Here is a 20124-nt window from a genome sequence, read left to right as displayed (position 1 = left end):
TAGCAAACTGCCTCTGACTGAAAGGTGCCCCCTCGTGAGCCGAATTATTGCCGGAGTTGCCGGCGGTCTGCGTTTGGAAAACGTACCTGGCAGCAATACTCGACCAACCACTGACCGTGTGAAAGAGGCTCTCTTTTCTCGTCTGGAAACCTACGATATTTTGAACGGTTCACGGGTGCTTGATCTCTTTGCAGGTTCAGGGGCATTGGGCTGCGAGTCCATGAGCCGCGGGGCAGCTCACGTCGATTTCTGCGAAACGTATGCCAAAGCGCAGAGCGTGGTGGAGAAGAACGTCGCTGCCGTCGTGAAAGCAAATCCTGCCTCAACAAGCCGGGTACATCGCATGAGCGCCCGTGCTTTTCTCGCTAATTATTCGTCGGCACCGTGGGACCTAGTTTTTATTGATCCGCCTTATTCTTTAGAAAACGACGAACTCGAAGAACTGTTGGAGGCCTTGGGAAATCACCTAGCAGACGGCGCTGTGGCAGTTGTCGAGCGTTCATCCCGCACAGCCGAACCGCAGTGGCCCGACACGATGGAGAAATTCGCCGATCGAAAATATGGCGAAACGGTGCTCTATTTTGCAGAGCCTTCAGCGTAAACCCCAGCTCTGGAACCGTTCCACCGCTTCCTGAAGAATCTCGGGTTTCTTGCAAAAAGCAAAGCGAATCCAATTCTGCATATGGGGTGCAAACTCTGCGGTCACAAAAGCGCTCATCGGAACGATCGTGACGCCTGCTTGTTCGGGTAGAATCCGCGCTAATTCTTCGGCGTCCTGAAGTCCCTTGTCTGCAATTAGCTCACCGGCATCCGCCGCGATAAAGAACGTACCAGCCGGTTGCATCAACTTCAGTCCTACTCCCTGCAGTCCGTCCAGCAAAATGTCCCGTTGGGCGGCATACTGCCTTACCAGCGAAGCGTAAAAGGAGCCGGGAAGATTGAGTCCTGCAGCAGCTCCTACTTGTAAGGGCGCGGCAGCACTGTGCGAATAATAGCCCTTGACCAGTTTGATGGGCGCTATTAGATCCGCCGAACCGACCACCCAGCCCACACGCCAGCCCGTCAGCGAATGAGTTTTAGAAATTGCCGAGACAAAAAGCGTCCGTTCGGATGCCCCGGGGAGCGCAAATAACGGTTCAAACGAATCCTCAAAGACGAGATGCTCATAGACAGCATCTTGAATCATGACCGCATCAAACTGGCAGGCAAGCTCAACGATTCGCTTCTTCACCTCAGACGAGAAGACGGCGCCGGTGGGGTTATGCGGGTCATTCACAATAACCAGGGCGGTGCGCTCGCTGAATGCTGTTTCTAGTTGCTCTACGTTTGGTTCAAAGGTAGGAGGCATCAACGGAACGGTCTTGAGGTTACCCCCTGCCAGCGCAACTGCAGCGGGATAAATATCGTAGTAGGGCTCAAAGATAATGACTTCGTCGCCGGGATTGATGAGCGCGGCGATAGATGCAGAAAGAGCCTCTGAGGCTCCTGCGGTAACCAATACCTGCGTTTCAGAATCAACGTGCTGATGGTAGAACCGGCGCTGGTGCTCAGCAATGGCTGCTCGTAATTGGGGGTGTCCCGAGATAGGGGCATACTGATTGAAGCCCGCATGCATCGCCGAAATAGCGGCATCGAAAAGCTCAGAGGGACCGTCTGTATCGGGGAACCCTTGCCCCAGGTTGATGGCTTCATGCTGATTGTTGAGCAGACTCATTTCCTCAAAAATGGTGGAAGAAAAGCCCTGCTTAGTCAGCAAACCGGTAGCCTGCCCTACTCGCTGATAGGGCAAGAGCGGCGGGGGAAACGGCTGATTCATGGCCCATCCTTAGAAATTGTAAGCTAACTCTCTTTTCACTAGCCTACAATTTTTGGTGATCCCTCTGCATATATTTCACTGTTACCCTAAATGTATGCAACTTGTAGTGTGCCCTGGCTCTTACGATCCCATCCACAATGGACACGTCGATATCATCACTCGCGCCGCCAAAATTTACGGTAGCGTGATTGTGGCGATTGCTCATAATTCAGCCAAAAAATATACATTTTCGCTGGAAGAACGGCTTGCGATGGCAAGTGAGACATTTGGGCAGCTCGACGGCGTCTCCGTGGAGGTAATGCCTAATGTGTTGCTCGCTGATTTCGTAAAATCCAAGGGCGCTGCGTTGATGGTCAAAGGGGTGCGCAATCCATTGGACTGGCAATACGAGGCGCAGATGGCGACGATGAATCGTCACCTCAACGGCGTCGAAACGTCGTTTCTTACCTCCGATCCAAAGTATTCGCAGCTTTCTTCCACTTTGATTCGTGATGTCACGAGCTATGGGGGAGACGTCAGTACGTTTGTGCCTCGCGCCGTGCAGAAAAGGCTCGAAGCGCGCTAATTTCTGAGGCTAATCCCACAAAAATTGCGCTTGAACCGATTCCTCCCTCGTGGAATAGTTGCTTAGTAACCAAACTGCAACTAAAATTGTTAGTTGGTCAAAACTTTTCATAAGGGAGTTCGTCATTACACGAAAAGATTCATCACCCCTGAAGATTTCAGTGAGAGATCTGAGTCATCGACCGGGGAGTATGGAAACCCTGGATGAAGTAGTACCGGCGCCAAAAGATTTTGGCAACGCTCTGATTGGAGCGGAGGAGGGTTCGGATATCGAACTTAACCTTCGGCTTGAATCCGTTGTAGATGGTATTCTGGTTTCCGGCACTGCAGCCGTTGAAGTTAACGGTGAATGTAGCTTGTGTCTTGATCCGGTTGCAGAAACCGTTTCAGCAGATATCCAAGAGCTCTTCGTTTTTCAAAAGGCTCCTCAGGGAGGTCCGAATGACGAAGAAGACGAGCAGTATGCCGTTGAAGGCGATGTTATCGACCTTGAACCGGTTCTGCGGGACGCAGTGATTTTGAAGCTGCCGTTCCAGCCCCTTTGTAAGGACTCTTGCCAAGGATTGTGTTCTGAATGCGGAATACGACTGGAAGAAGATCCGGGGCATCACCACGAGGTGCTTGATCCCCGTTGGAAGGCTTTAGAAGGTCTGCTCAACGAGGAGAAATAAACTTAATAATCGTAATTTCTAGAGAAGAGAGATAGCTGTGGCTGTTCCCAAGCGGAAAATGTCCCGTGCTAACACCCGCGCACGCCGTTCCCAGTGGAAGGCGTCCGTACCTCAGCTGGTTAAGACCGTTGAAAACGGTCGCGTAACCTACTCGCTGCCTCACCAGGCAAAGCTGGTTACTGACTCTGCAGGCAACGACTTGTTCTACGAGTACAAGGGCCGCAAGGTAGCTGACGCATAATAGTTAGCATGAAAAACTCTGATTCATCAGATTTGTTGAAACGTCTCGGTGTCGATCTCGACACCGAGACGTTTCAGCATGCGCTGACCCACAGTTCCTATTCATTTGAGCACCCCGGCGCTCCCAATAACGAACGCCTGGAATTCCTTGGAGATTCTGTGCTTTCGCTGGCGATTGCCGAAGAAGTGTACCGACTTTTTCCTGAGCTGCCTGAAGGCGAATTGGTCAAGAAACACCATGTGGTTGTTTCGTCGTGGGCGCTGGCTAAGATTGCTCGTTCACTCGACGTCGGCCCTCATATTCGGTTGGGCAAAGGCGAGAGAAAAACAGGTGGGCAAGATAAAGATTCCATTTTGGCGGACACTATGGAAGCAATTTTTGGTGCCTGCTATCTTCAATGCGGCCGGGAAACTGCCCGCGATTTAGTACTCCGCCTGGTGGCGCCCCTGCTGTGTGATGAAGAAATTCTTGACGCTGGCCGCGACTGGAAAACCGAGTTACAGGAAATTGTTCAGAACCGAAAATTGGGTAGCCTGGTGTACACCATTGAGCGCAGTGGCGCTGAACACTCACCAATTTATACCGCTACTGCCGTGATTGATGGAGAGCGATTTGAACAGAGCACCGGTTCTGCCTCCAACAAGAAAGAGGCAGAACGGCAGGCTGCTCGGGCAACCTGCAAAGTTCTTGTCTAACGAATCTTAAACTCAGAGAACTTGAGCCAGCACCAAAGAGGTGACTGGCTTTAGTTTTATCATTATGTAGCTACAACTCCAAGGAGAATCATGCCTGAACTGCCCGAAGTCGAAGTGGTAAGGCGCGGACTCGCCCATCATTGTATAGGTTCCCGTATAGCAGATGTACGGGTGTTAGACGCGCGGTCTCTCCGCCGATTTGCGCCCGGAGTTTCAGAGTTTATACGACAACTAGAGGGACTGATGATTGTCGATTGTGCCCGGCGTGGCAAGTACATGTGGTTGGTTTTGGCCGATGAGATGGGCAATTTGCTCGATGATGCACTGGTAATTCATTTGGGTATGAGTGGACAGGTGTTGCTCAAGGACGCCGCGATGCCCGTTGAAAAACACCTGAAAATCGTCATGGAACTATACCGAGAAGACCAGAAGCCGCTACAACTGCGGTTTGTTGATCAGCGTATTTTTGGGGGAATGTTCCTTGACCAGCTGGTTCCAACGCTGGGCGAGGGTGGAGAGCCCGTGCCGGCGGCGTCGTCCTCTAAACTTAGTCTCTCGCTCATTCCTCGAAGCGTGGCGCATATTGCCAGGGATCCGTTGGATTCGCTGTTCGACATCAAGTTATTGCGTAAGAAGCTACTCAAGACAAGTTCAGGTATCAAACGACTGTTACTAGATCAGTCCGTTATTTCGGGAGTGGGAAATATCTATGCCGATGAGGCGCTGTGGCGAGCGAAGCTTCACTATGCGAAACCCGCCCGCTCGTTAAGCTTGACCCAGACTAAAGAACTGGTCAACGCCGCCCAAGACGTCATGCACACTGCATTGGATGCTGGCGGAACGAGTTTTGATGCGTTGTATGTGAACGTCAACGGCGAATCGGGGTACTTTGACCGTTCCCTCAACGCCTACGGGCAAGCGGGTAAGCCGTGTTCGCGTTGCCTGGATAACGGTAAGTCGTCCCTGATTGTCCGTGAACCCTTTATGAACCGTAGTTCCTATCGCTGTCCGGTCTGCCAAAAAACACCCAAGTTTTCGCACCGGTAAAGTCTTAGATTGAAGCACTCTAGCAAGAGAAGAGAAGATTTTTTAATTCTCGAGCCACACTAGTTCTGCGCCAGTGTGTCCAGCAATAAAAGTGAAAATAAGCGTGGCAACACTACAGATAATGAAGGCTAAGCAAATCCATAGCAGCGGTTGCAACTGCAAAGAGAGGCAACAAGAAGTTTGACCATCTTCTGATAGCGGGAGAGATAACTACTGCTAGGCAAAAGAGCGCGAATACGCAGAGGAAAGTGACGCCGAAATAAACGAATAAAGGATGCAGGGGTATATCGCATGACATTGATACGCATTTCTCACGATGAAGAGTTGAATCGTAGTAGCTACAGAAAGCGTACTCACGCGCTCTCCCTCTGTCATCGAAGTGCAACATAAGAGCAGGGCAAGCCTAGGCTAACCGTGCTGGGCAGAGAGCCTTTACTCACTTCACACAAAAGCCCTGGAAGAACCTCTCGATTCTTCCAGGGCTTTGAAATATCTCAACCGAACATTACTTATTCTTAGTCAGGTACACCTGAACTACGGACGGGCGAGGCTGAGCTACGGTACCGTGCGCCTTAGCCACTGCCGAGGGGCGCGAACCAACGCTGGAGTTAGCGTAGTCGGGAAAGTACGAGCGAGGCTCTTCGAAGCTACCGTCTTCACCTGGGTGCTGTACCGCTACATAAACCATATTTTCCTGATCGTGAATCACAGGACCACAGGTTTCAGCGTCTTGGGGAACCGCAAGGAACTGCTCCACATGCCCTCGTTCTGCTCCTTCAAGACCCACACGGAACAGGCCATCGTTGAACTGGATGGTGCCGGGCTGACCATCGGTGGAGATCCATAGATTACCCTGAGAATCGAAAGCCACGTTATCGGGGCAGGAAATAGGCGAAACCTCGGTGGGATCGAAACCTGCGAAGTAGGTTGCCTCATTCACTGCAGGGTCGCCGCAGACGAGCAGAAGATCCCAGGTGAAGGTCTTGGAACTGACGCGGTTGCGGTCCTCGGTAATTTCGATGATGTGACCGTCACGGTTGTTGTTGCGAGGGTTGGGCTCGGTAGCAGATTCTAGCTGCTTGCCGTCCTTGACAGTACCGCGGTCGGTGTTATTAGTGAGAGCCGCGTAAATCTTACCGGTGAAGGGTGAGGGCTCGACGTCCTCGGGGCGGTCCATCTTGGTGGGGTTCATCTTATCCGCTGCAATACGGGTGTATACCAAAACTTCGTCAATGCTCATACCGGGCACAAGGGACTTGTTGCCGTCGGTGAGCTGAATCCACTGACCGGTACCATCAAAAGCGCCATCGGAAGGCAACTTGCCGGAACCATCGATTTCGGCAGCGGGGGAATCCCCGGTGAAGCGTGCAACGTAGAGAGAACCATTCTCCAACAGACGCATGTTGTGCTTGCGGTTGCCCTCGATGTAGCGGTCACGAGCTACGAACTTGTACATGTATTCAAAACGAGTGTCATCGCCCATGTATGCGGCTACTTCGCCGGTCTTGGGATCAACATGGATGTTCGCGCCCTCGTGCTTGAAACGGCCCAAAGCGGTGTGCTTACGTGGGGGAGCGGTAGGATCTTCGGGATCCAGCTCGACGATGTAACCGAAACGGTTGGATTCGTTTTCATAACCGGGGTTGTTAGCGTTCCAGCGAGGCTCGACGTCCTCCCAGCCGTGTACTGAAGGCTTGTTCTTGATGGTGTAGCGCTTGAACTCTGCGGTATCTTTGCCCACAAAGTAGGAGTCAAAGTTTTCCTCACCGGAAAGAACGGTGCCCCAGGGGGTCAACCCGCCGGAGCAGTTGTTGTTGGTACCTAAGACGACGGAGCCGGTGGGATCTGCTGCAGTCTTGAGCAACTTGGAACCGCGTGCGGGACCGGTAATGGAGAAGGGTGTTGAAGTGGTAATACGGCGGTTACGCTTGCCACCGACGATGTACTCCCACGGGGAACCTACAGCCTTACGCTTGAGTTCAACGACACTCAAGCCCTGAGCCGCCATGGCAACGCGGCGGAGTTCGCCCTTGTCTGCAGCCCAGTCCTTTTCAGAGAACATAAGGTTCTCATTGACGTATTCGTGGTTGCACACCAGAACGCCACGCTTGGGGTTATTGGGGTTGGGGATAATAGTGAGGTAATCGTTGTTGTAACCGAACTGAAGCGCCTGTGCTTCAGCAGTCTGATGATCGATATCGAACTGGGGAGAGTTCTTGAAGAGGGGGTCACCCCAGCGAATGATGGGTGCCCACTCAAATCCTTCGGGCACGGTGAGGTCATCGACGTCGGCAGGAACCGGCGCAATGGGGTTAAAAGAGAATGAGCTCTGTGCTTTCTTAGCGTGTCCGAGAGCCTTACCCTGAGCCTGAATGGGTAGAGCTTGTGCGGAGGGAGCATTCGAAGCTGCCGCACCAACGACGACGGCTGCTCCAGCCAAACCGAGAGCCGAGCGTCGGGAAATCGCAGCTTCAACAATATCTTTGAAGTAGTGGTTATCTGAGCAGTTTGCGTCTGGTTCGAGGCAGGCGTTATTGCACTTGAGTGCACAGGTAACTGCCGAACGCTTACCCTTGACGTGGCTCCACATGGGGAGGTAGCGGCGGGTAGGTGTAGTCAGAGGAGTCTTTTCAGTCATGAGAGCATCCTTTTCGCAAAGAAGTTGAGGTGGGAATTCCTGTGTGGGACCCACAAGAATGGGCTTCTATTAACCTCTCAGAAACAAGTAAAAGGAACAGCTGAGAAGGGTAAACAGAAGTTTACTTTTGCACAAAAAGAATCTAAGTTCTGAATAAACAACTACCCGCCGGTAGGTTACAAACCGCTAAATGGGGGACGGCTAGGATTTGTACCGATTACCGTAATATTCTCCGAGCCGGGCATAACCTTCCTCAATGGAAACAGCCGGTGACCAGTCTAAAAGCTCACGAGTTTGTTTTTGATCGAACCAGTGAGAGGTAGAGAGTTGCTCTGCGAGAAACTTCGTCATCGGCGGTTCATCTTTCCCGGGGCGCACAGACCATACCTTTTCGATAACGGCGCCGGCAGCACGGGCTACAGAGGCAGGTACCGAACGCGAGGGCGCAGGAATACCGACTGCTTCACACATGCCACCGAGTAACTCAGCGACCTCCCGCGGTTGACCGTTCGTGACGACCAAGGGGGTTCCATGAATGTTTTCCAGGCGCTGATAACCTGCCACAATGGCATCGACCGCATTATCGATATAGGTGGTATCAATGAGGGCGGTACCGTTATTGAGTAACGGCAAAGTACCCCGCGCCGAACGGTCCAATACTCGTTCAACCAACTGTGTATCACCGGGACCCCACACAATATGGGGGCGAAGAACGCCGACCCAAAAGTCATCACTATCTGATTCCAATGCGAGGTTCTCCGCCAGAGCTTTGGACCGTGCATAGTGTCCGCGTGCCAATTCGGGCGTAGCGGGGCCATTACCCTCGCCCATAAAAGCTGTACCCGTATGAGCTACCGAAGGAGAAGAAATGAACAAGAAACGAGAAATACCCGCCTCTTTTGCCATTTCTAGAACCACCCGTGTACCGCGCACATTGGTTTCAACGAATTCATCCCACTGCCCGGCAAAGGATACCTTTGCCGCCAAATGAATGACGCCGTGAGCGCCTTCGAGCCCCTCTTGTACCGCCTTCATATCGGTGACGGCGCCGCGCACCTGCCGGAAACGCTCGCGCACTGATTCTGGTAGCAGCTCGCCCACACCGGAATCGGAACGCTGAAAAACAGTGACGTCAAAACCTTGGCGCAATAGTTCTAGGGAGACTTCCCGCCCCAACATGCCAGAGGCGCCTGTCACAAAAACACGTTCATCTCGGCGAGGGGCGAAGTCTTCTTCGCCCACAGGGCGCTGGGAAAAAGCACCGGCAACTTCAATTACTTCAACGGATGAGGTCATTTTTTCAACTTCGCTTTCTGACCGCTGAGCAGCTTTTGCGCCCAACGAGCCAACAGAGGTCGATCAATTTTAGAGTTATGGCGAATATCGGTGGGGTGCTCTCGCACCTGCAAAACAGCGGAAACTTCGATTCCCGTATCTTGCAGAACGCGCTGACGTACCTGAGCAGTGAGCGCTGAGTTTGCTCGCCCGTCCTGAGGCGCGCGGGGGTCAGTCTCGACAATCACCACCGGGGTAGCAGAGCCAGCAGGGCCAACCGCAACTGCTGCCGCCCGTCGAACAACCGGCACTTCCTCAGCAGCTTGTTCCAAGGCAACCGGGGTCAGTACTCCCTGCGAGGTATTGAGCACATGTGCCAGGCGACCCTCTACCCAGAGGCGACCGGCTTCGTCAAAGTGCCCGACGTCGCCGGTATGGTGCCATCCGGGTGTAGCGGTTGAGAGCCGTTCGGTCACCCACAACGTGTCATAGCGGTCTTTGACATGCGGTGCGCTCACCACAATTTCACCGGTAATGCCGGGTTCTGTGGTGGTTTCTTCCAGTGGTTCCCCCTCATTATCTAAGGGAGCAATCTGAATTTCTGCACCATGAACAGCTCGACCGACGCAGACGCCGTCGCGAGCACCGGTGAGACCGCGTTCGGTGCCGTCGGCGAGAGCAGATTTGATTTCTTCAAAAGAGATATCGGTGATGGGAAGCGCCTCAGTCATGCCGTAAGGCGTGTGGATTGAAGCCTGAGGAACGATGGACTGCACTGCTTCAAGGAGCGGAACCGCCAGGGGAGCGCCGGCAGAGAGCAAAAGATCCACTGATTTCAGTGCATTTCGCTGATCCTCACTGAGATTGTTGGCGGTTCTCACTACGTTCATCAGCGCTGCTGGGGATGCGAATATAGTGGTGGCATCGATGGCTGCCGCAGCTGCCGATAGTGCAGACGCCGTCAGGGTCTTGGGGCGGGTTACATCCATGGTGGGAGTTACCGACGTCGCACCCAAAGCAGGGCCCAACAACGCAAACGGAGCGAACCCCGCGACCAAACCGGTACCTGCAGAAAGCCCGTAGGTGTGGCGAATGGCATCGCGCATTCCAGAAATTTGACGTTGGGTGTACACCACTCCCTTAGCGGGCCCGGTGGAGCCGGAGGTGTAGAGAACCGCAGCGTCGTCTTCGGGGGATACGCTATAGGAGGTGTTCTCACGTGTATCGGAAAAATCTGCTACGGACGCTATGACGCCGAGTCCCTTTCTGGCAACTGCCGGCAGGGGATCTGCAGCAATTTTCTGCCCGGGCCATCCCAACGCGCGCGCAGCAACGAGTGCAGGGCGAATGCCCACCAGGAAGTCAGGGCGTGCACCCTTGAGAGCTCGCGTAAGACCCTTGGCGCCCAAACCGGTATCAGCTACTACAATGACCGCACCAATTTTGAGGCAGGCATAAATCAAAGTGGTGAGTTTCGCACCGGGGGGAACCATGAGATTGACTCGGTCGCCAGCTCGAACGCCGGTGGCTTCTAAACCATTTGCTACACGGTTAATATCCTGTGCCAGTTCAGCCCAGCTCAAGGTTGAAGCGATTTGAGTTTCATTGCGGGAATCCATATCCACTACAGCCAGCGAAGAATCTGAGGCGCGTTGTAACACCTCAGAAATCATGGGCTCAAAGTCAGTGTGGAGTTGTTGTTCTTCTCGCGCTAGCTGATGCGCTTGGCGTCCGGTGTGGTTCCACAAGAACTGTTCTTCTAACCAGTGGAACAAAGGCGTGGCGATGTCTTCATCTTCTGCTACCAAGTGGGATGCATTCTCATACCGGTGAACATCTGCCTGAGGCATACGTTCTTGTAAATCTGCCATATAACGCCGCTGGAAAACGGGATCCTTGGTGCCCCACTGGAAGAACGCCGGCACATGCAAATCTCGAATTCCTTCAGCGATTCGCACCATGTCGGTGTAGGAAGCGGTTGCTTCGCCGGCGGGGATATCAGCTACAAAGTTACGGATACCCGCGCGTAGTTCTGCGGTTCGGTAGGGAGCCGCATACGTCTTATAGACGGCAGAATCTAACCCACCGTTTTGCGCCAGGTGGAGTGTGACATCCAAAAAAGCGGTGGACTTTTGCGTACCCCACCCATGAATTGCAGGATTCAGGGCAAGCTGAAGAGCCGCAGGAATTTTTTCTATCTGGTCATGGAACACGGCGGTGTTAGTCAACGCAACCGCTTCGACCACATCCCGGTGCTCCAGTACCCAGCCCAGAGAAATAAGGCCACCCCAATCGTGGGCTAGGATGACCACCGGTAAATCGGTGTTATCCAGCCCTACATGCTGGGTAAAATCTCCTAAATCACGCACGCGATCAGCCAATCGACGAACAGTCCCCGTGCGTTCTGAAAAACCCATGTCCAGCTGGTCTACTGCAATAACTCGCCAAGGGTTCTCAGCATTGATACCTGCGGCAAGCACCGACCGCCATAAATAGGACCAGGTGGGATTACCGTGCACAGCCAGGATGATGCCTACAGGTTCTAAGCCTTCTTCGCGGAGCACCTGCTGATTATCCAGGTAGTGCCAGGTACGTGTGTGCCCTGCGTCGACACCGGCGCTAGAAATAACCTGAGCCATGCACGACCAGCGCGGATCAACTCCGGGCCAATTCTGGGGATCTGGGGTGAGCTGTTCAAGCATATGGTTTCTCCTTAGGGGCCTGGCCATCAAGACCGAAAGTTCACATCTAAAGTATTCAAACAAAAAGTATTTAAAGAAGTCAGCCCATCTGCGGCGCTAACCGGAGATGGGCAGAAAAGTGTTTACCAGATGATTTCCATAAGCGCCGTATTCAAGCCTGAGCCCACACCCATGCAGAGAATACGATCGCCCTTGGAATATTCCACGGCTTCTTTCGCCAAAGTCATCGGAAGAGCTGCCGCCGCTACATTGCCCCAGTAAGGAAAGGTCATCGGAATCTTCTTCTCATCAATTCCGACTGCCTCAATAATGGCATTGGTGTGGGAGTTTGAAATCTGATGGGTGACGTAGGAATCCATGGAATTCCAATCCCAGCCCTGCTCGTGGGCTTCTTCCCACGCCTCGGCTACCAAGGTTAGTCCGTGCTTGAGCAAGCCTGCGGCGTCGGTATTCATACCCTGATCTGCCTCGCCACCAATGCACAAATTTCGGTGTTCAGTGCCCGCGCGAGAAACCGATCCTAGAATCTTATGCCCCTCAGGATGGCGATCAGAACGCCCCAACACGGCAGCAGCTGCACCAGAACCTAACGTCAAAGTAGCGAACTGGGCGAGGACTTCATCGCGAGTGGTGGTGGGCTGATCCAAGATACGCAGTGCTGTTCGGTGCCAGGGAGAAGGATCCTCACCAGCAACGATTAACGCATAGTCAATAGCGCCGGCATCAATCATCGACGACGCCACGGTCATAGCATTTACAAAGCCCAGGCATGCATTGGTGATATCAAATTCAAGGGCGTGGCGCGGCAAATCCAACCGGTCGTGGATGCCCACAGCCACAGCAGGCTCAAAATTATCGCGTGTTACCGACGCATTAATCATCAGACCAATCTGATCTTTAGAAACCCCGGCAGCGGCAATCGCTTTCTCAGCAGCCGCCACAGCGCCGTCCTCAAAAGTCATAGAGTCTCCCCATGAACGGCGCTCGGAAATTCCCGCCAATCGTTCCAGTAGACCCTTAGGCATTCTCAGCCGCTTATAGGTGCTCGCCAGCTTCTCATCAAAATAAGAAGACGTCACGGTTTCAGGCGGCAACTCCAACTCAATCGAAAGAAGCGAAGCGTTGGAATGGCGAATATCAGAATTAGCAGTCAAGGAAGTCTAGCTTTCGGTGGGAATCGTGAGCTCACTGAAGAGAATTGCGCGGGCGTCAGAACTCTCCTGAATGAAATAAGTCTAATTACTTATAATAATCCTCTTTGCTGAATCTTGGATGATTTCACTTTTGGGGCAATGTCACATACAAAAGATGGCATAAAATGTAGAGCTCTGCGCCGAATAGTTAAGAGAGCGCAAGAATTGAACCGTGCGGAAGGACTTTTGTGCATATCAAATCGCTGACTCTTCGAGGGTTCAAATCATTCGCCTCGGCCACTGAATGTTCTTTCTCACCCGCCATCAACGTGATAGTTGGCCCAAATGGGTCGGGTAAATCAAATATTGTGGACGCGCTCGCCTGGGTCATGGGCCAACAGGGGGTGAAGTCTTTACGCGGTGAAAAAATGCAGGACGTCGTATTTGCAGGAACCAGCACCCATGCTGCACTGGGTCGGGCGAAAGTTACGCTGACCCTTGATAATTCCGAGGGTTTATTGGGGATTCCCTCCGAAGAAGTCACGATTGAACGCACCATGTTTCGCAGTGGGGGATCTGAGTACGCCCTCAACGGACAAGCGGTTCGGCTCAGTGACATTCAAGAGTTACTGGCAGATGCTGGGGTAGCCCAAGAGGATCATGCTCTGGTGAGGCAGGGACGAGTCGATGAAATCTTGACTGCCAATGCTGAACAGCGCCGCGACATCTTGGAAGAGGCATTCGGTATTTACCGTTTTCGCCAACGCGCTTCGAAAAGTGAGCGCAAACTTGAATCGATGAAGCAGAATCTGCACCGGTTGGAGGATCTCAACGCGGAGCTTACCTCCCAGCTAGAACCGCTGCGTTTACAGGCCGAGTCGGCTCGAGCCGCCGGCAGCCTCCAACAGCAGATTCACCAGGTGTCGGGGCAGCTCTTCCGGAGAGAAGTAGAACAGATGGCTGAAAAGATTCACCAGATTCAGCTACGAGTAGACCAAGCCCAAAACCAAAAAGCCGATGCCGAGAAGCACCAGTTAGCAACCCAGCAGCGCCTCGACCAGCTCATCAACCAGGATCAATCCGTCAGAGAAGAGCAGGAGCAACTACAGCAACGCGAATACCGTATCCAAACCGTGCTGGCGTCGGTTCAAGCATCGCTGACCCTCATTGAGGAAAAACAGCGAGCACTCAAAACAGAAACTCCTGTGCAAGTGGAAGAAGTCCAGGATGTCATTCAGCAGATAGCTGGGGAAACAGAAGCCATATCTAGCTGGAAAGAAAAAATTTCTAGCTTAACAGAGCACCAGAAAAACCTCATGACCCGGCGGTCACAACTGGCTGAGCAGCTTCAGCAGATTCGCTCGGAGCAACAACGCCAGCAAGAAATCAGCGAATTGGCGCGTGAGCAGCGTTCGACACTACTTAGCCAACTGGCTGCCCAGCGCGCCCGTGTGGAAAAGATCGAATCAGATCTCGAAAATTTTGTGCAAGAAGAGCAGGAGGCTCACGAGTACCTGCAAGGAATTCAAGAGCGCCTTTCACAGCTGGAGAGCTATCTGACTGAGCAGAGCGCACAACGAGATGAATTACAATCGCTTCTGACCAAAAAACAAGAGAAACGACGCTCGCTAGCCCAGGAGATTGAGAATGCCACCCAGACTCTGCATAATGTAGAGAACCGGGCGGCTGCTCTGTGCTCCCAACGAGCTATATTCGAAGAAGCATTAGTTCATCTCGAAAACTCAACCGACGAAGCTGGCAGCCACCAAGGTTCTTCTCCACAATATTTTGCAGATTCTTTGACCGTAGAGAAAGACTGGCAGCTTGCAGTTTCCGCAGCTCTGCACAATGTAGCCAGCGCAAAAGTACTCGATCACTCAGCGGATCTTGAAGTTGCCGCCGAAGAGCACTCTCGACCACGCCCCCAGGTATTCCCACCCGTGAACACCTCGGAAAAGAACTTAGCCAGCACCTCGGCTCTACCTCACGGGGCGGTTCGAGCTGAGAGCGTCATCAAGACCGCCACGGACATCACACAAACCATCGTGCAGCAGGCACTGCGCGACGTCGTCCTACTTGAAAAATTAGATAACACTCAGGAACTCCTCGCCCAGTACCCCACGCTCACTTTCTATGACCGGGCAGGAAACGCACTCAATTCCTATGGATATGTGCCCCATCAAGCGTCTCTTTCCAATCCCCTTGAGCTCACCGCAAAAATAGAGGCTCTCACCGCTCAGATCGAACAAACGCGGGAAGAAAATACCAGCGCCACCCGCACCTTGAAAACGCTCAGTGCAACCCTGGAAGAGAATAGACAAAGCGAGAAAGAGCTAGCACGAGAAATTGGTGTACTGAGCGCTCAAAGTGCCGATATCGAATCGCAAAAAATTGCCGCTCTTACTACTGCGGAGATAGCACAAAAGAACACGGCGCGGCGCAGCAATCAGATGGCTCAAGCCCGACAGAAACGGGATAAGCTACGGGAACTCTGGATGGCCACCGAAGATGCTCTCGACAGGGCAGAAAATCAACCCAACGAAAAGAGCGATCTTTCAGAGCAGGCGAGTGACCTCGAGAAGGATCTCCAAGAAATAGCCATTGAACTCTCCGTGGCAGATACAGAACTTCACCATGCCCAAGAACGGCGTGAACTTGCCGAGGGGAAACGCACTCAGCTAAAAGCGCACCTCCAGTCCTTAGAGAAAGCTCAGCAACGCGCGCAACAGCTACACGACACCGCAACTCGCCACGGCAAAAAACTCAGCCTTCTCACAACCCAGTTTTCCATGCTCGCCAGAACGCTAGAAAATGAACTGGCAACTGCTCAGAACCGCAGGCAGGAACTGGAACAGAAACGTGAATCCTTGCGTATCGAGCGGGGCAACCTGTCCGAAAACCTTGGACACAAACAGAAAGCCCTACTGGAAGTTCAGACAGAGGTAGACCGTACCACCCGGGACCTTCTCAAAGCAGAGCTAACCCAGCAAAATCTGCAAGAAAAAATTGAACAGGAATTGAAAATAGATTCCTCACTTCTGAGCGAAAAATTCGACGTATCAGAAAAATCTAAAGAAGAACTGTTGCAGGACCGCTCTCGCTTGCTAGCTCAGCAAGAAAAATTAGGAGTAGTAAATCCCCTGGCAGTAGAAGAATTTGATGCCCTCCAAGAACGCCAAACCTATCTGGAGCAGCAAATCCAAGATCTCAAGAAGTCTAGAGCCGATATGCGCTCGCTCCTCAAAGACCTTAATAACCACATCAAAGAGCAGTTCCTCGAATCCTTTGAACTAGCATCCGAACAGTTTGCAGAAATTTTTGCCGAGCTCTTTGATGGAGGAGAGGGAGCCCTCGTTCTCACTGATCCTCAGGATGTTCTCTCCAGCGGTATAGAGATCCAAGCTCGACCCGCCGATAAAAAGATCAAGCGGCTATCTCTTCTCTCTGGTGGTGAACGAACCCTGGCTTCGCTGGCATTTCTCGCAGCGCTCTTTGCCGTGCGTCCGGCACCGTTCTATGTGTTGGACGAGGTAGAAGCCGCCCTGGACGACCGCAATCTCACCCGGGTCCACCGTCTCTTTGAGCGGTTGGCTCAACAGAGCCAGCTAATTATTGTGACCCACAAACCTCGTACGGTGGAACTGGGAGACTCGCTGGTTGGGATTTCGATGCAAGACGGCGTCAGCCTAGTGCTCTCTCAAGATGCCGAACAGATCCGCGCCCTGATCTAAATCGGACGTTGAATTTCTGAGAGTATTTCTTGCTTGAGTCTACTTGCCGCTGTAGCTCTTATCTGCCCACTGCGCGGGGAAACGGGGCCGATGACCTGGGCGCCATGCAAGAGAGCACAGAATGAGCAGAGCACCGGATATACCAAAAGCTGCCCCGTATCCCCACTGGTCTACTACAAAGCCCGCCAAAAGAGGACCCACAATCTGACCTAAATCAGAGAGCATCTGGAAAGTAGACAGCACGGTACCGCCGGAGCGGTTGCTTCCAATAACATCAGCAACTGATGCCTGCAAAGAAGGCCCCAATAGTCCGGTACCAATTCCTGTGAGTACAGAGAAAACGCAGAAAATAACCGGAGTAGTGGAAAAACCTACGGCAATGGTGGACGCCCCGCTGAGGAGGAGACCTACAAAAATGAGGGTGCGACGTCCGCTCTTGTCTGAGAGCGAGCCAGAAATATTTTGCGTCACCGCATTGCCCGCTGCATAGAGGGCGAGGGCAACACCGGCAAGTACTGTTCCTCCAGCTTCGGCGTCGTAGAGCTCACCGGAGTGGTACTGCGCAAGAAGAGCTACCGCTGCCAGCGGCATGAGTGAAATGCGGATGCCCAGCGCTGCCCAGCCCATGGCAAAGTTGGTGACCAAAGCACCGCGGTAATTTTCAAAGCCTAACGCCTGCTTGAAAGTAAGCGCAGGTTGCATCGTCTGAGCGCCAGCGTTTTTGTCTTCTACCTCTTTGAGATAAACAAATACCACGGTTGCGGCAATAAAAAGCATCACGGCATAGATGGTAAAAGGCAGGCGCATTCCTAAGCCTGCCATGGTTGCGCCCATTACCGGGCCCAAGATATTACCCAGAAGAAATGACGTCGCGTAGTACCCCGAAATACGGCCGCGCAGTGATTGAGGTGCGTAGCGAACGATTAGACCCATAGCGGAGACGGTAAACATCACCGACCCCACACCGCCTAAAGCGCGGAAGAGAAGGAGTGAGTAAAAATCCCAGGAGAAGGCAACGCCGAGAGAGGAGAGAGCAACTATTAACAGACCAGCAATATAGGTGGGTCGTTCACCGAGGAGCGTAATGATTTTTCCCGACGCCGGTGCGAAAGCCAATCGCATCACAGCGAACATACTCACGACCAGCGCGGCGGCCATTGCACCAACGTTGAAACTGGCTGCAAAACGGGGTAATACCGGTGCAATCAGACCAAAACCAAGGGCGATTGCAAAAGCTGCCACAATCAGAACCTTGAGCTGAGGTGGAATCTTCTGCGGCGGCGCAACACTGCCCGTTACATTAGAATCTTTAGCAGAGCTTGAAGCTTGAATAAATTGATCAGCATTCTTTGCGGTAGGTACTACCAGAGGAATTTCGCCGGTGTGCGGTGGAATTGGGGAATCTTTCTCAGCCATAATCGCCCATTCTAGACTCATTCTGCAGCCTGGGGTGGTTAAACCTTGGGGATGAAAGAATGGGTATGAGAAGCTAGAGGGGTGAATGATACCCTGACTCTAATTTTGTACATCGTACTGGGTGTGCTCATTCTTGGCGGTGTTCTTGCGGTTCTTCTGAGGGGACCGAAAGCGCCTAAGGACGGGTACCCCTCCACCCGAGACGCCGATGACGTCAGATCCGGTGAGGACGAAGCGGTTACCACCGTTGAGCGTCCACCCTCCGCCGCAGGGCGTTTGGTACGCCTGCGTGAGCGTCTTTCTCGCTCCAACAATCTCTTGGGTAAGGGTCTCTTGGCTCTTCTCTCTCGCGATAAGCTCGATCAAGATGTGTGGGATGAAGTCGAAGAAACCCTCCTCATGGCAGATCTTGGCTCTGGTCCTTCCGAACGCCTCGTTGAAGCTCTTCAGCGTCGTGTTCGTGTAGAGGGTACCGAGAACCCCGCGCACGTCAAGCAGATGCTCCACGAGGAACTCCTTGCGATTGTTGGCCCCGATACTGACCGATCCTTGCACCTCGAGGGCGAGAACGGAAACCCCGGTGTAGTGCTGGTAGTTGGTGTAAACGGCGTCGGCAAAACTACCACCGTGGGTAAGCTTGCCCGCGTCATGGTTGCCGAAGATAAGAAACTACTCCTTGGAGCTGCCGATACCTTCCGCGCAGCTGCTGCCGATCAGCTTCAGACCTGGGGCGATCGAGTGGGCGTGCAGACGGTGCGGTCGGAGAAAGACGGCGCAGACCCCGCATCGGTCGCTTTTGAAGCGATTAAGGAAGGCAAAGCACAGGCCGTCGATACCGTGATGATTGATACTGCAGGCCGCCTGCAGAATAAGGCTGGTCTGATGGATCAGCTCGGCAAGATTAAGCGCGTAGTTGAAAAAGAAGCGCCGGTGACCGAGGTTCTGCTGGTGATTGATGCAACGACCGGTCAGAACGGCATGATTCAGGCGAAGGTTTTCTCTGAAGTTGTCAACATCACCGGCATTGTGCTCACTAAGCTGGACGGTTCAGCTAAGGGCGGCATCGTCGTCGCTATCCAGGAAGAACTGGGCGTGCCCGTCAAACTGGTTGGGCTGGGCGAAGGTCCAGATGATTTGGCGCCGTTTGATGCCAAGGGATTCGTGGACGCTATCCTCGACTAACCGAGATAGCTTTAAGTGCAAGGGCGAGACTTCAACAAAGGTCTCGCCCTTTTTGCAGTTTTAGAGCACCCGTAGAATAGATGATATGAAACTTATTTCCTGGAATATTGACTCATTGAATGCGGCGCTGACTAGCGACTCTGCTCGTGCGTTGCTCTCCCGCGACGTCCTTGCCACGCTTTCTGAACATGCCCCCGACGTCTTGGCATTGCAGGAGACAAAGCTGCCTCTCGCCGGCCCCAGTAAGAAACACCTTGAAGTTCTTCACGGTTATTTTCCTGGCTATCAGGTGCAGTGGGTAACCTCCGAAGAACCGGCACGCAAGGGTTATGCAGGCACGATGTTCCTCATCAAAGAGGGTCTGAACCCACAAGTGACCTTCCCTAAGATTGAAGGGCCGGGCACTATGGACTCAGAAGGGCGCATGATTACCCTCGAATTCGAGCACTGCTTTGTCACTCAGGTTTATACCCCCAACGCATCCGATGGGCTCAAACGCCTAGCCGATCGTCAGGTATGGGACAGAAATTATGCAGATTATTTAGCAAAGCTTGATGAAATTAAACCTGTTCTGGCCACCGGCGATTTTAATGTGGCCCACACAGAGATTGATTTGGCGAATCCCATCTCTAATCTTCGTTCCCCCGGCTTTACCCAGGAAGAGCGCGATGGATTTACTCATCTTCTCTCGCGGGGATTTACCGACACTTTCCGTCACCTTCATGGCAATGTAACGGGCGCTTATACCTGGTGGGCTCAGCGCTCCAAGACTTCAAAAATCAATAACAGCGGCTGGCGCATTGACTATTGGCTGGTCTCTGACCGGGTAGCGGATCAGGTGACTATCTCAGACATGATTAATTCCGGCCCTCGACAAGATCACACTCCGATCTTGCTTGAAATCGACCTCTAAGCCCAGGGCACATAGCTCCTTCAAGAGCGAACACAGCACCTGAGCATGGTAGATGCGATATTCTTAGATGCTGATGTAGAAATTATGGGTCATACCCATC

Annotated in this window: 15 protein-coding genes; 9 read left to right on the top strand and 6 right to left on the bottom strand. The window is 52.9% G+C overall.

What is annotated here, in order from left to right:
• Positions 1–34 precede the first annotated feature (34 nt).
• Positions 35–601, top strand: a complete 567-nt coding sequence (gene rsmD / locus A7E48_RS04795; RefSeq protein WP_068170200.1) for a 16S rRNA (guanine(966)-N(2))-methyltransferase RsmD — start codon at positions 35–37, stop codon at positions 599–601.
• On the opposite strand, the gene A7E48_RS04790 is transcribed toward rsmD, so the two are convergent.
• The gene (locus A7E48_RS04790) at positions 593–1816 is read right to left on the bottom strand and encodes an aminotransferase class I/II-fold pyridoxal phosphate-dependent enzyme (protein WP_068170198.1); all 1224 of its coding nucleotides are present in this window, start codon (positions 1814–1816) and stop codon (positions 593–595) included. The genes rsmD and A7E48_RS04790 overlap by 9 nt on opposite strands.
• Before the next feature lie 94 nt (positions 1817–1910).
• Between A7E48_RS04790 and coaD the strand changes: the two genes are divergently transcribed.
• The 5 genes from coaD (at position 1911) to mutM (ending at position 5034) form a co-directional block, all read left to right on the top strand.
• A complete protein-coding gene (coaD, locus tag A7E48_RS04785) occupies positions 1911–2381 on the top strand; it encodes a pantetheine-phosphate adenylyltransferase (RefSeq protein WP_068170195.1) in 471 nt (156 codons plus the stop codon).
• 190 nt (positions 2382–2571) lie between these two features.
• Entirely contained in the window at positions 2572–3051 is a 480-nt protein-coding gene (locus A7E48_RS04780) for a DUF177 domain-containing protein (protein ID WP_083147197.1), read from the top strand.
• A gap of 37 nt (positions 3052–3088) precedes the next feature.
• The gene (gene rpmF / locus A7E48_RS04775; protein WP_068170191.1) at positions 3089–3292 is read left to right on the top strand and encodes a 50S ribosomal protein L32; all 204 of its coding nucleotides are present in this window, start codon (positions 3089–3091) and stop codon (positions 3290–3292) included.
• Between the two features lie 8 nt (positions 3293–3300).
• Positions 3301–3987: a ribonuclease III gene (gene rnc, locus A7E48_RS04770; protein WP_068170188.1), complete on the top strand. Its 687-nt coding sequence runs from the start codon at positions 3301–3303 to the stop codon at positions 3985–3987.
• A 90-nt stretch (positions 3988–4077) separates the two neighbouring features.
• Positions 4078–5034: a bifunctional DNA-formamidopyrimidine glycosylase/DNA-(apurinic or apyrimidinic site) lyase gene (gene mutM, locus A7E48_RS04765; RefSeq protein WP_068170186.1), complete on the top strand. Its 957-nt coding sequence runs from the start codon at positions 4078–4080 to the stop codon at positions 5032–5034.
• 505 nt (positions 5035–5539) lie between these two features.
• Here the strand turns inward: mutM and A7E48_RS04760 are convergent.
• The 4 genes from A7E48_RS04760 to A7E48_RS04745 form a co-directional block, all read right to left on the bottom strand.
• Positions 5540–7672 (bottom strand): PhoX family phosphatase, encoded by a 2133-nt coding sequence (locus A7E48_RS04760; protein WP_190618418.1) that lies wholly within the window; start codon positions 7670–7672, stop codon positions 5540–5542.
• 201 nt (positions 7673–7873) lie between these two features.
• Positions 7874–8968, bottom strand: a complete 1095-nt coding sequence (locus A7E48_RS04755; RefSeq protein ID WP_068170184.1) for an NAD(P)-dependent oxidoreductase — start codon at positions 8966–8968, stop codon at positions 7874–7876.
• Entirely contained in the window at positions 8965–11649 is a 2685-nt protein-coding gene (locus tag A7E48_RS04750) for an alpha/beta fold hydrolase (RefSeq protein WP_068170182.1), read from the bottom strand. Before A7E48_RS04750 ends, A7E48_RS04755 begins: the two co-directional genes overlap by 4 nt.
• 122 nt (positions 11650–11771) lie before the next feature.
• Positions 11772–12803, bottom strand: a complete 1032-nt coding sequence (locus A7E48_RS04745) for a 3-oxoacyl-ACP synthase III (RefSeq protein WP_068170178.1) — start codon at positions 12801–12803, stop codon at positions 11772–11774.
• Positions 12804–13030: 227 nt separating this feature from the next.
• Between A7E48_RS04745 and smc the strand changes: the two genes are divergently transcribed.
• Positions 13031–16513 carry a chromosome segregation protein SMC gene (gene smc / locus A7E48_RS04740; protein WP_068170175.1) on the top strand — a complete coding sequence of 1161 codons (3483 nt, stop codon included), beginning with the start codon at positions 13031–13033 and terminating at the stop codon, positions 16511–16513.
• 39 nt (positions 16514–16552) lie between these two features.
• Here smc and A7E48_RS04735 read toward each other — a convergent pair whose 3' ends face one another.
• The gene (locus A7E48_RS04735) at positions 16553–17950 is read right to left on the bottom strand and encodes an MFS transporter (protein ID WP_233125986.1); all 1398 of its coding nucleotides are present in this window, start codon (positions 17948–17950) and stop codon (positions 16553–16555) included.
• A 60-nt stretch (positions 17951–18010) separates the two neighbouring features.
• On the opposite strand from A7E48_RS04735, the gene ftsY reads away from it, so the two are divergent.
• Together ftsY and A7E48_RS04725 are read left to right on the top strand one after the other, a co-directional pair.
• Positions 18011–19111, top strand: coding sequence for a signal recognition particle-docking protein FtsY (ftsY, locus tag A7E48_RS04730; RefSeq protein WP_068170173.1), 1101 nt, complete (start codon positions 18011–18013; stop codon positions 19109–19111).
• A gap of 85 nt (positions 19112–19196) precedes the next feature.
• On the top strand, positions 19197–20024 hold the full coding sequence (locus tag A7E48_RS04725; RefSeq protein WP_068170171.1) for an exodeoxyribonuclease III: 828 nt from the start codon (positions 19197–19199) through the stop codon (positions 20022–20024).
• Positions 20025–20124: the final 100 nt, after the last annotated feature.

The organism is Rothia sp. ND6WE1A, from assembly GCF_001683935.1.
In the GTDB taxonomy this organism is placed as follows: Bacteria; Actinomycetota; Actinomycetes; order Actinomycetales; family Micrococcaceae; genus Rothia; species Rothia amarae.
Note: the sequence above shows the minus strand (reverse complement) of the source record. Positions and strands in the feature narration are given on the sequence as shown.

Excerpts from the sequence above, each read along its gene's own strand:
- A7E48_RS04790 (WP_068170198.1), bottom strand. The coding sequence starts at position 1,816 with ATGAATCAGCCGTTTCCCCCGCCGCTCTTGCCCTATCAGCGAGTAGGG.
- rnc (WP_068170188.1), top strand. The coding sequence starts at position 3,301 with ATGAAAAACTCTGATTCATCAGATTTGTTGAAACGTCTCGGTGTCGAT.
- A7E48_RS04760 (WP_190618418.1), bottom strand. The coding sequence starts at position 7,672 with ATGACTGAAAAGACTCCTCTGACTACACCTACCCGCCGCTACCTCCCC.
- A7E48_RS04735 (WP_233125986.1), bottom strand. The coding sequence starts at position 17,950 with ATGAGTCTAGAATGGGCGATTATGGCTGAGAAAGATTCCCCAATTCCA.
- A7E48_RS04755 (WP_068170184.1), bottom strand. The coding sequence starts at position 8,968 with ATGACCTCATCCGTTGAAGTAATTGAAGTTGCCGGTGCTTTTTCCCAG.
- A7E48_RS04750 (WP_068170182.1), bottom strand. The coding sequence starts at position 11,649 with ATGCTTGAACAGCTCACCCCAGATCCCCAGAATTGGCCCGGAGTTGAT.
- mutM (WP_068170186.1), top strand. The coding sequence starts at position 4,078 with ATGCCTGAACTGCCCGAAGTCGAAGTGGTAAGGCGCGGACTCGCCCAT.
- A7E48_RS04780 (WP_083147197.1), top strand. The coding sequence starts at position 2,572 with ATGGAAACCCTGGATGAAGTAGTACCGGCGCCAAAAGATTTTGGCAAC.
- coaD (WP_068170195.1), top strand. The coding sequence starts at position 1,911 with ATGCAACTTGTAGTGTGCCCTGGCTCTTACGATCCCATCCACAATGGA.
- A7E48_RS04725 (WP_068170171.1), top strand. The coding sequence starts at position 19,197 with ATGAAACTTATTTCCTGGAATATTGACTCATTGAATGCGGCGCTGACT.